Origin of the sequence: Micromonospora sp. DT44 (assembly GCF_049841635.1) — a bacterium.
In the GTDB taxonomy this organism is placed as follows: domain Bacteria; phylum Actinomycetota; class Actinomycetes; order Mycobacteriales; family Micromonosporaceae; genus Micromonospora.
The window spans coordinates 1-10806 of the sequence record NZ_JBNCKS010000104.1; the positions used below are offsets into that span (position 1 = coordinate 1).

7 protein-coding genes are annotated in these 10806 nt (G+C 71.6%); 4 read left to right on the top strand and 3 right to left on the bottom strand.

Going from position 1 to position 10806, the window contains the following annotated elements; translation table 11 throughout:
- Positions 1–70: 70 nt before the first annotated feature.
- Positions 71–3892 (bottom strand): leucine-rich repeat domain-containing protein, encoded by a 3822-nt coding sequence (locus ACLQ25_RS31925; protein ID WP_425734448.1) that lies wholly within the window; start codon positions 3890–3892, stop codon positions 71–73.
- Positions 3893–4041: 149 nt separating this feature from the next.
- Here ACLQ25_RS31925 and ACLQ25_RS31930 point away from each other — a divergent pair, with 149 nt between their 5' ends.
- Positions 4042–5079, top strand: coding sequence for an aminotransferase class V-fold PLP-dependent enzyme (locus ACLQ25_RS31930; protein WP_425734449.1), 1038 nt, complete (start codon positions 4042–4044; stop codon positions 5077–5079).
- Positions 5080–5144: 65 nt separating this feature from the next.
- On the opposite strand, the gene ACLQ25_RS31935 is transcribed toward ACLQ25_RS31930, so the two are convergent.
- Positions 5145–6317, bottom strand: coding sequence for an acyl-CoA dehydrogenase family protein (locus tag ACLQ25_RS31935; protein WP_425734450.1), 1173 nt, complete (start codon positions 6315–6317; stop codon positions 5145–5147).
- A 99-nt stretch (positions 6318–6416) separates the two neighbouring features.
- On the opposite strand from ACLQ25_RS31935, the gene ACLQ25_RS31940 reads away from it, so the two are divergent.
- From ACLQ25_RS31940 to ACLQ25_RS31950, 3 genes are all read left to right on the top strand, one after another.
- Entirely contained in the window at positions 6417–7082 is a 666-nt protein-coding gene (locus ACLQ25_RS31940; RefSeq protein WP_425734451.1) for a TetR/AcrR family transcriptional regulator, read from the top strand.
- A gap of 76 nt (positions 7083–7158) precedes the next feature.
- Positions 7159–8613 carry an aldehyde dehydrogenase family protein gene (locus tag ACLQ25_RS31945; protein ID WP_425734452.1) on the top strand — a complete coding sequence of 485 codons (1455 nt, stop codon included), beginning with the start codon at positions 7159–7161 and terminating at the stop codon, positions 8611–8613.
- Entirely contained in the window at positions 8610–9752 is a 1143-nt protein-coding gene (locus ACLQ25_RS31950; RefSeq protein ID WP_425734453.1) for an alcohol dehydrogenase catalytic domain-containing protein, read from the top strand. The genes ACLQ25_RS31945 and ACLQ25_RS31950 overlap by 4 nt, the downstream gene beginning before the upstream one ends.
- Before the next feature lie 108 nt (positions 9753–9860).
- Here ACLQ25_RS31950 and ACLQ25_RS31955 read toward each other — a convergent pair whose 3' ends face one another.
- Positions 9861–10622 carry an SDR family NAD(P)-dependent oxidoreductase gene (locus ACLQ25_RS31955; protein WP_425734454.1) on the bottom strand — a complete coding sequence of 254 codons (762 nt, stop codon included), beginning with the start codon at positions 10620–10622 and terminating at the stop codon, positions 9861–9863.
- Between the last annotated feature and the right edge of the window lie 184 nt (positions 10623–10806).

A 10806-nucleotide genomic window follows, 5' to 3' on the forward strand; every position in this document is an offset into this window, starting at 1 on the left:
GGATGGGAGTGCTCACCCGCCTGCGGCTAGCAAGTACCGAGTTTGCCAACGGCTGACCCGGCAGCTCCCATTAGGGGATGACGGGCAGGCCGCTGTGGTACAGGTGCTCGAGCTGCGGGTGGACCCAGAGGATGCGGCCGTCCGGGCGGACGACCTTGCGGAGATCGGCGATGGTGACGTCCTGGGCGCGCAGCGCGGCGTGCAGCGTCCGGAGGGTGGCGCCCTCGGCGATGATCGGCGCCGGCGGCGCGCCCGGGGCCTGCTCCGCCAGGCCGGCGCTGTGGTCGTCGGCGGTGAGGTGGTCGGCGGCCTCCGCCGCGGCCTTCAAGGTCTCGTTGGCCAGCGAGACCTGCTCTTCCACGGCCTTCCACTGCTCGTCGTTGAACTCGAGTTTGAGTTCGGCCACGCCCACGCCGAGCAGGGGCTTCAGGAGCATGGAGGTTGCCTTCAGGAGCGGGACGGCCCGGACCCACCACTCCCGAGATATATCGATGGAGTAGACGCCGGCATTGCGTCGGGAGGGCTCCAGGACGTGCACGGGCTGGAGCGAGTGCTCGCAGTACAGAGTCAGCCGCATCCGGATGGAGATCCACTGCGGATTGCGCAGGGACGCCCCGACGGGAGTGAGGGTGAAGAGACGCGGCCCGTCCGCGGCCTCGTCGTTGAGCTGCCGCATCAGGGCCGTCAGCCGTGCGTTCACGCCCGCGAGGTTGGCCTTGACGGTGTCGCTGAGCTCGGTTACCCGTCGACTCAGCCCGAGGACGTGCCGGTCCACCAGGGCCACGCCGTCCTGCAGCACCGCCAGCGCGTCGTGGCCGGCGTGCGACCCGCCCAACAGCGCGTCGATGGCCGGGAAGGCGTCGCAGCTGGAGACGGGACACTGCGCCACGCTCTGGCCGTGCACGTCGCGTAGCTTGACGAGCTTGTCGACGTCGAACAGGCCCGCGCCGGGTGTGGGCAGGCCGCACCCGTCACGGCAGGCGACGAGGGCGACGGTGGCCAGGCCGGGCCAGAAGCGCTCGATGCAGTAACGGATCTCGTCGGTGACCTGTCGCAGGTAGGTGACGGCGTCCGGGCCACGGACCTGGACCTGGACACCGACTCCGGTACGCACCGTGAGGAGCGCGCGAGCACCGTACCGGCTCTGCAGGACCACACCCTGCTGCCAGTGCACGCCCTGCATGGAGTCGGGCTCCGTGTAGCGCTGGTGGTGCAGTCGCACGATGAGCCGGTACATCAGCGATTCGGGAATGACCACGGGACCCGCCGGGCCCTCCGAGATCCGGCACACCTCCAGGTACTCGCGGTCGCCGGGACGGAAGTCGACCCACGCTCCGCGCAGGTTCGGCTGCGCGGCGGGGACGAGCTGCGCGATGAGGCTCACCGGCTCGGGTGAGGCGTCGAGCGAGACCTGGTACGTCAGCTCGAAGCGACCCATGAGCGCCAGGAACAGTCGCTGCTGCTCCCTCGTGTAGAGGGTGCCGTCGGGCGCCTGCGCGGCACCCCACAGTCGCCCGAGCATGCGGTGTGGGACGAGACCGAGGGCGTCGACGGCGTCTCGACTGTCGAGGACGGCGGCGATCGCGACGTTGAGCCAGTCCGGTTGGAGGATCACGAACGCGGCCAGCGCGTCGTCGTCCGCGTAGTAGATCCACTTCCCCAGGTGGTGGGCGTTGCTGGCCAGCGCCCGTGCCTGGGCGGGGGTCAGTCCCTGCGCCTCGGCCACCGTCTCGAAGTCGCGGTAGTCGATCACCTGCTGACCGCCGGCGGTGACGGCCTCGATCGTCCGCTGCCAGCTCGCCGGATAGTTGCGGTGCACGTGCGGGAGCGTGCCGGCGGCCACGGAGATCGCCTCCCGCAGCGCCTCCAACCGGTCGTCCGGGACGGCGCTGTCGACCTCGTGGAAGCCGATGATCAGGTCACCGAAGCGCTGCTTGAGGTGCTGTTCGTCGATGGCGTCCGCCCGCGAGGTCGGTCCGCCGTGCGACGCGACGACGAGCACCCGGGCATCCGGGGCGCGGTGGGCGATCATGGCGATCCAGGACTCCACCATGCCGGCCGCGACACCCGGACGGGGTTTCCAGACGACGACGTAGACGGCCGGCGCGCTGAAGAACAACTGGTGCGCCGGCTGGTAGGCCTGTTGGCCGCCGAAGTCCCACCCGTTGAGGGTGATCTCCCGGCCGGCGTGGGTCACCACCAGCGACTTGATGTCCATGCCCTGCGTCTGGTGACGATCCCGCCACGGCTCGCCGCGCAACGCTCCGAGCAGGGAACTCTTTCCCGCCTCGCCGGCGCCCACGAACAGGAGCTTCGCCTCCGAGATCGAGATCCCGTCGGTGGCGACATTCCGGAGAAACGCCAGCAGAGCCTCCGTGCCCTCCGCCTCGGCGGCCAGCACCTCGGGCGAAAGTCGGTTGTCGTCGACGACGAGCGTCCGGAACTCTGCGAGCCGACCGATGGCGTGGGGCAGGGTGGTGAGCTGATTGCTTTCCAGGTAAAGGCCGGTGAGGGAGGTCCAGGCGGCGACGGCGTCGGGCAGAGCGGTGAGCCGGTTGCCGGCTAGGTAAAGCCCGGTGAGGGAGGTCCAGGCGGCGACGGCGTCGGGTAGCGCGGTGAGGCGGTTGCTGTCGAGGTTCAGCACGGTGAGGGAGGTCCAGGCGGCGACGGCGTCGGGTAGTGCGGTGAGCCGGTTGTTGTCCAGGTGCAGGTTGGTGAGGGAGGTCCAGGCGGCGACGGCGTCGGGCAAGGCGGTGAGCTCATTGTTCTCGAGGTAAAGGCTGGTGAGGGAGGTCCAGGCGGCGACGGCGTCGGGCAAGGCGGTGAGTTTGTTGCCGGTCAGGTGCAGGTCGGTGAGGGCGGTCCAGGCGGCGACGGCGTCGGGTAATGCGGTGAGCTGGTTGCCTTCCAGGTACAGGACATTGAGGCAGGTCCAGGCGGCGACGCCGTCGGGTAGTGCGGTGAGCGGGTTGTGATCCACGTCGAGCCGGGTGAGGGCAGTCCAGGCTGCGACGGCGTCGGGTAGTGCGCTGATCTGATTGTTATCCAGGTTGAGCTTTGTCATGGCGGTCCAGGCGGCGACGCCGTCGGGTAGCGCGGTGAGCTGGTTGTGATTCAGGTGGAGGTCGGTGAGGGAGGTCCAGGCGGCGACGCCGTCGGGTAGCGCGGTGAGCTGGTTGCTGTCCAGGTGCAGGTCGGTGAGGGAGGTCCAGGCTGCGACGGCGTCGGGTAGCACGGTGAGTTTGTTGCTGGCCAGGTTCAGCTCGCTGAGGGAGGTCCAGGCGGCGGCGACGGCATCGGGCAAGGCGGTGAGCTGGTTGCCTTCCAGGTACAGGACATCGAGGCAGGTCCAGGCAGCGACGGCGTCCGGTAGCACGCTGACCTGGTTGCGATCCATGTCGAGCCGGGTGAGGGCGGTCCAGGCGGCGACAGCGTCGGGTAGTGCGCTGATCTGATTGTCATCCAGGTTGAGCTTTGTCATGGCGGCCCAGGCGGCGACGGCGTCGGGTAGCGCGGTGATTCTGTTGTCGTTCAGGTTCAGCTCGCTGAGGGAGGTCCAGGCGGTGACGGCGTCCGGCAGCGCGGTGAGCTGGTTGTTGCTCAGGATGAGCCGTTCCAGGGTGGTCCAGGCGGCGACGGCGTCGGGTAGCGACGAAAACCGGTTGCTACTCAGGTCCAACAGGGTGAGGGACGTCCAGTCGGCGACGGCGTCCGGCAGGGTGTCCAGCTCGTTGTTGGCCAGATCGACGCTGACGACCTCGGCGAGAGCCCGGGTGTCGCGCAGCAACTCGCTGAGATCTTCTGGGGTGAGATCGAGACCGCTCAGGTCGACATGCCCGTTGGTGGAGGCATCAATGCGCTTCCGGGCCTCGACAAGCCTGCCGTCGTCCATGCCCGAGCAGCGTAGTCCCTCGTGCACAGTCGGTATCGCCGGCCGGGTCGGCCCCACTGCCTCCGGTACGCGACTGGGGACCGCTGGCAGGCCGCCGATCGCCGATTGGTCGTGGCTGACCTGCCGTGACCAGGCCTAACGTCGGTGGCATGGAGATCGCGCAGGCGCAGCAGTTGTGGAAGCCGGAGCCCGGCTGGTTGAACACCGCCTCCTACGGGTTGCCGCCCGAGCCGGGCTGGACGGCGTTGCAGGACTCCCTGGCCCAGTGGCGTGTCGGCAGCACTTCCTGGGAGGGCTGGGGCGAGTCGGTGCAGCGGTCCCGGACGACGTTCGCCGGTCTGGTCGGGGTGCCCGACGTCGACGTGGCCGTCGGCGCGACGGTCTCCCAGATGCTCGCGCCGGTGGCGGCGTCCCTGCCGGCCGGCGCCACCGTGGTCGTTCCGGAGATCGAGTTCACCTCGAACCTGTTCCCCTGGCTGGTGCAGGAGGAGCGCGGCGTCACGGTCCGCACCGTGCCGGTGGACGGGCTCGTCGACGCGATCGACGCCGACACGGACGTGGTCGCGTTCAGCCTGGTGCAGTCGTCCGACGGCGCTGTCGCCGCGTACGACGAGATCGTGGCCGCGGCCCGCGCGCACGGTGCGCTGGTGGTGGTGGACGCGACCCAGGCGTGCGGGTGGCTGCCGTTCGACGGCAGTCGGGCCGACGTGGTGGCCGTGGGCGGCTACAAGTGGCTGATGAACCCGCGCGGCACCGCGTACGCCTATCTGGCCCCCGCCCTGCGCGAGCGGCTGCGCCCGGACGCGGCCGGCTGGTTCGCCGGCCAGGACCCGCACGCCTCCTACTACGGGCCGCCGTTGCGGCTGGCGGACGATGCCCGCCGGTTCGACATCTCGCCGGCCTGGTTCAGCTGGGTGGGCGCGGCCCCCGCCATGGAACTGGTCGCCGAGATCGGCGTGCCGGCGATCCAGGCCCACAACGTGGCGCTGGCCAACCGGTTCCTGACCGGCCTGGGCCGGCCGGCGGGGGACAGCGCCATCGTCGCCGTCGACGTGCCCGACGCGGAACAGCGCCTCGCGGCGGCTGGCATCCGGGCGGCGGTCCGGGCCGGCCGGGTCCGCGCCTCGTTCCACCTCTACTCGACCGAGGCGGACGTGGACGCGGCGCTGACGGCGCTCGTCGGCTGAGGCCGGCCGCGCCCGCGGCGGGCACGGCCGGCCGGTGCTCAGGAGCAGAGGACCGACATTCGGGCTCAGGCCAGGTGACCGCCGATCTTCGTGTACCCGCGCAGCAGGTCCCGGGAGATGATGAGCCGCTGCATCTCGTCGGTGCCCTCGAAGATGCGGTAGAGCCGGACCTGCCGGTACCAGCGTTCGATGGGCAGCTCCCGGGTGTAGCCCATGCCGCCGTGGATCTGGAGCACGCGGTCGACGACCCGGTTGACCATCTGCGCGCCGTAGAGCTTGCCCATGGATGAGGCGTGTCGGGCGTCGAGGCCCTGATCGACCGTCCACGCCGAGCGCAGGATCAGCCAGCGGGCCGCCTCCAGTTCGGTCTCCGAGTCGGCGATCATCCACTGGATGGCCTGGTTGGTGCCGATCTTCGCGCCGAACGTCTCCCGGGTGTTGGCGTACTCGATGGCCATCTGCAGGACCCGTTCGGCGATGCCGACGGCGTGCGACGGGATGGTGTAGCGGCCCTTGCCGATCCACTCCATGCCGAGGGTGAAGCCCTGCCCGATCTCGCCGAGGATGTTGCGGTGCGGCACGCGTACGCCGTCGAAGATGAGTGACGCGGGCCCGCCCTCGCCCATGGTCTGGATGAACTCCGAGCGCCAGCCCATGGCCCGGTCCACCAGGAACGCGGTCGCGCCGCCGTTGCGGGCGCCCTTCTCCCGGTCGGTCACCGCGACGACGATGGCGAAGTCGGCGTCGTGCCCGCCGGTGATGAAGGTCTTCTCGCCGTCGAGGATCCAGTCGTCGCCGTCCCGGCGGGCGGAGAGCCGGATGTTGGCGGCGTCCGAGCCGGCGCCCGGTTCGGTGATCGCGAAGCAGGACCGGCGCTCACCCTCGATCGTCGGGATGAGGAACTCCCGCTTCTGCTCCTCGGTGGCGTGGAACAGGATGTTGTCGGCCTCGCCGCCGAAGCGGAACGGCACGAACGTGTGGCCCAGCTCGGTCCAGATCAGCGACTGGAGGACGGCCGGCAGGTTCATCCCGCCGTACTCCTCGGGGGTCGCGAGACCCCAGAAGCCGAACTTGCGGGCCTTGAGTTGCAGCTCGCGGACCTCGGAGTGGTCCAGACTCGGCTGGTGGGCCCGCTCCCGGCGAAGCACCTCCGCCTCCAGCGGCATCACCTCGCGTTGGATGAACGACCGGGCGGTGTCCCGCACCGCCCGCTCCTCGTCGGTGAGCGAAAAGTCCACGATGGTCCTCCTGGCGTCGGCGCGGCCGGTCACCACTAAACTAGCGGTGTAAGTTTTGGTGCGTCCAGACCACACCGCCCAGACCGAACGAGGAGCGCAGTGCCCCGACCCCGCCAGCCCCGGCTCACCCGGCAGCTGATCGTCGAGACAGCCACCGCGCTGATCGACGCCGAGGGCCTGCCCGCCTTCTCCACCCGCCGGCTCGCCGCCGCGTTGGGCGTCCAGGGGCCCTCGCTTTACAACCACTTCGCCACCAAGGACGAGATCCTCGACGCGGTCGCCGACGGGGTCACCGGCGCCGTCGACACCAGCGGATTCGCCAGCCGCGACTGGGCCGCCGCGCTGCGCGAGTGGGCGTGGTCGTACCGGCGGGCGCTCACCGCGCACCCGAACATCGTGCCGTACCTGGCGCAGGGGCCGGGTCGACGTCCGGCCGCGCTCGCCATGGCGGACGCCGTCTACGGCGGTCTCGTCCGCGCCGGCTGGCCACCGGCCCGGGCCACCCACATCGGCGCGGCGCTGCGCTACTTCGTGGCCGGGTCGGCGCTCGGCTCGTTCGCCCGCGGCTTCGTCGAGGATCCCGAGCTGTACGCCGCGCACTACCCGCACCTGCGCCAGGCGCACCGGCTCGCCGAGCACCAGCAGAGCGTCGACGAGGGCGCCTTCGCCCTCGGCCTGGACGCGCTGCTGCACGGCCTGGCCGCCGAGTACGACCGCGCCGTCGGCCCCCTCGGCGCGGTGGAGTCCGGCCGGTCCAGCGGGTAGCGTCCAAACTCCCAGCGCTAGTTTCATCGTCCGTCCGCCGCTGAGCCGCCCGTCGCCCATCCTCCGAAGGGACGCCATGGACCTCGCCGCACCGCCGTCGACGCTCCCCGACATCCTGCGCCTCCGGCGTCACCTGCACATCGGCGGCGAGTGGACGCCTCCCGCCGGCACCGACGTGCTCGACGTGGAGAATCCGAGCACCGGCGACACCGTCGGCCAGGTCCCCGCCGGCACGGCGGCCGATGTGGACGCCGCCGTCGCCGCCGCCCGCGCCGCCTTCGCGGGCTGGGCGGCCACCGCGCCCGCGGAACGCTCCGCGCACCTCGACCGGCTGCACACCGCGCTCGCCGCCCGTGCCGACGACCTCGCCCGCACCATCGCCGTGGAGCAGGGCTCGCCGCTCAAGCTCGCCACCCGCGTGCAGGTCGGGCTTCCGCTGACGGTCCTACGCGACCACGTCGCGCTCGCCGCCCGTCCGCCGGTCGAGGAGAGCATCGGCAACTCCCTCGTCGTCCGCGAGCCGATCGGCGTGGTCGGCGCGATCACCCCGTGGAACTACCCCCTGCACCAGGTGATGGCCAAGGTGGCGTCCGCGCTCGCCGCCGGCTGCACGGTCGTGCTCAAACCGAGCGAGTTGACACCGCTGACCGCGTACCTGCTCTTCGACGCGGTCACCGAGGCCGGCCTGCCGCCGGGCGTGCTCAACCTGGTCCCCGGCACCGGCGCGGTGGCGGGCGAGGCGCTCGCCGGGCACCCGGACGTCGACCTGGTGTCGTTCACCGGCAGCACCGCCACCGGCAGCCGGATCATGCGACTCGCCGCCGACCGGATCACCCGCGTCGCGCTGGAGCTGGGCGGCAAGTCCGCCAACGTGATCCTCGACGACGCCGACCTGGCCACCGCGGTCAAGGTGGGCGTGGGCAACGCGCTGCTCAACTCCGGGCAGACCTGCACGGCGTGGACCAGGATGCTGGTGCACCGCGACCGGTACGACGAGGCTCTCGACCTGGTCGCGGCGGCGGTCTCCGGCTACCGCCTCGGCGACCCGTTCGACCCGGCCACCCGGCTCGGCCCGCTGGTCTCCGCCGCGCAGGCGCAGCGGGTACGCGGCCACGTCGACCGGGCGCTCGCCGACGGCGCGCGGCTGGTCGTCGGCGGCCCGGACGCCCCGGTCCCGGCGCGCGGGCACTTCGTCGCCCCGACCGTCTTCGCCGACGTGCACCCGGACAGCGCGCTCGCCCAGGAGGAGGTCTTCGGCCCGGTCCTCGCGGTCATCCCGTTCGACGACACCGACGAAGCCGTGGCCATCGCCAACAACTCGCGTTACGGGCTGGCCGGCGCGGTCTGGTCCGCCGACACCGACGCGGCGCTCGCGGTGGCGCGACGCCTGCGTACCGGGGCCGTCGACATCAACGGCGCGCCGTTCAACCCGCTCGCTCCCTTCGGCGGCTACAAGCAGTCCGGCCTCGGCCGGGAGCTGGGCACGCACGGGCTCGCCGAGTTCTGCGAGGTAAAGGCGATCCAGCGATGACCGGCCCCGAGCTGACGTCGACCGCGCCGGGCGGTGCCGGCGAGCCGGCGTCCGCGCCGGTCGTCGTCCGCGCGCTGGTCGCCCGCGAACGCGGGGCCGAGCTGCGGGTCGAGCGGGTACGACTGCCCGCGCCCGGCCCCGGCGAGGTGCGGGTGACGATCCGGGCGGCGGGTGTCTGCCACTCCGACCTGTCCATGGTAAACGGCACTATCGCCGCGAGGTTCCCGTTGGTGCTCGGGCACGAGGCGACCGGGGTGGTGGCCGAGGTCGGGCCGGGCGGCGGGCTGACGGTCGGCACACCGGTGGTGCTCAACTGGGCGCCCGCCTGCCGGGCCTGCTGGTGGTGCCGACGCGGCGAGCCGTGGCTCTGCGCCGACACGACGGCACCGACCGTGCCGCGTGGCGAGACCGAGGACGGGGTTCCGCTGCACCTGACGCTCGGTCTCGGCGCGCTCGCCGAGGCGGTGGTGGTCCCGGAGAGCGCCGTCGTACCGATCCCCGTCGGCCTGCCGGTCGAGCAGGCCGCGCTGCTCGGCTGCGCGGTGCTCACCGGCCTCGGAGCGGTCCGGAACACCGCCCGGGTGGCGTCCGGCGAGTCGGTCGCCGTCGTCGGGCTGGGCGGGGTCGGGCTCGCCGTGCTCAGCGCGGCACGTCGCGCGGGTGCCACGACGATCCTCGCCGTGGACGTGGCCGAGGCGAAGCGCGACCTGGCCCTGGCCGCCGGAGCCACCGACTTCCTGCTCTCCGACGACCGGCTCTCCAAGGAGGTGCGGGCTCGCACCGAGGGGCGGGGCGTCGACCACGCCTTCGAGTGCGTGGGCCGGGCCGCCACCATCCGTGCGGCCTGGCGGCTCACCCGGCGCGGGGGCTCGGTCACCGTGGTCGGCATGGGCGCTAAGGACGACATGGTCAGCCTCGGCGCGCTCGACATCTTCCACTCCGCCCGTACGCTGCGCTCCTCGGTGTACGGCTCGTCCGACCCGGACCGGGAGGTTCCGGTGCTGGCCGCCGAACTGGCCGACGGCACGCTGGACCTGGGGGTGCTGGTGAGCGGCACGATGTCGCTGGACGAGGCGCCGGTCGCGTTCGGCCGGTTGGCGCGGGGCGAGGGCGCCCGCTGGGTCGTCACGCTGGGCTGAGCCCCGCTCGATCGTCGTGCCGGGCCGGGTGCCCGGGGCGATCGAGTCGGGGCGACCAGCAGTCGGGCGTCGGTCACTCCTGAAGTCGTGGCCGCGTGGCGGCGGCGCTCACCACTGGCTGCCGTCCGGGCGGACCAGCAGCTCGCTCATGACCACGCGCGGCGGCCGGGTCACGACGAAGGCGATCGTGTCCGCGATGTCCTCCGCGTGTAGGAAGGTGGCGTCCGCCCACTGGTCCTTGCCCGCCTCAAGCACCTCCGGACGGATGTGGGTGAACAGTTCGGTGGAGACCGGGCCGGGCTCGATCAGCGACACCCGCACGTGCCGGCCGCCGACCTCCTGGCGTAGCGCCTCGCTGAAGGCTCCGACGCCCTGCTTGGTCAGGCTGTAGACGGCCGACCCGGCCACCGGGTAACGGCCCGCGAGCGAACTGACGTTGAGGATGTCGGCGGTGCCCTGCGGGCCTGCGGCGGCGGTGAGCAGGTGCGGCAGTGCGGCGTGGGTCGCATAGAGCAGGCCCTGCAGGTTGATGGCGATCATGCGGTCCCACTCCTGCACCGGCGCGCTCTCGGCGGGGCCGAGCAGCATGACGCCGGCGTTGTTCACGAGGGTGTCCAGGCCGCCGAAGGTCTCGACCGTCTGCTGCACGGCGCGGGCGGCCTGGCGCTGGTCGGTGATGTCCGCCTCGATGGCGTGCGCGGTGCCGCCGGTGGCGCGGATGCGCGCGACGAGTTCGTCGAGGCGGTCCTTGCGTCGGGCCACCACTGCGACGTTCGCTCCCTGCGAGGCGAGTGTCAGCGCGGTTGCCGCGCCGATGCCGCTGCTGGCCCCGGTGATGAGGGCGGTGGTGTTGGTCAGTGACCTGGTCATGGGTTCTCCGTTGCTCGCTCTTGCGTGACCACATCACCCTGACACCACCGTAACGGCTTTGGCTATGTCATGTGACATTGCCGTCATCCCTACGGTGGTGTCAGTCTCGGGGTTAGTCCTTGTCGCCTCTGGCGAGGTGGCCCGTTCCGGGCTGAAAATCGTGTTGGTCGCTCGCTGACGTCGT

Coding starts and splice junctions, on each gene's coding strand:
- ACLQ25_RS31925 (WP_425734448.1), bottom strand. CDS start 3,892: ATGGACGACGGCAGGCTTGTCGAGGCCCGGAAGCGCATTGATGCCTCC.
- ACLQ25_RS31930 (WP_425734449.1), top strand. CDS start 4,042: ATGGAGATCGCGCAGGCGCAGCAGTTGTGGAAGCCGGAGCCCGGCTGG.
- ACLQ25_RS31945 (WP_425734452.1), top strand. CDS start 7,159: ATGGACCTCGCCGCACCGCCGTCGACGCTCCCCGACATCCTGCGCCTC.
- ACLQ25_RS31950 (WP_425734453.1), top strand. CDS start 8,610: ATGACCGGCCCCGAGCTGACGTCGACCGCGCCGGGCGGTGCCGGCGAG.
- ACLQ25_RS31955 (WP_425734454.1), bottom strand. CDS start 10,622: ATGACCAGGTCACTGACCAACACCACCGCCCTCATCACCGGGGCCAGC.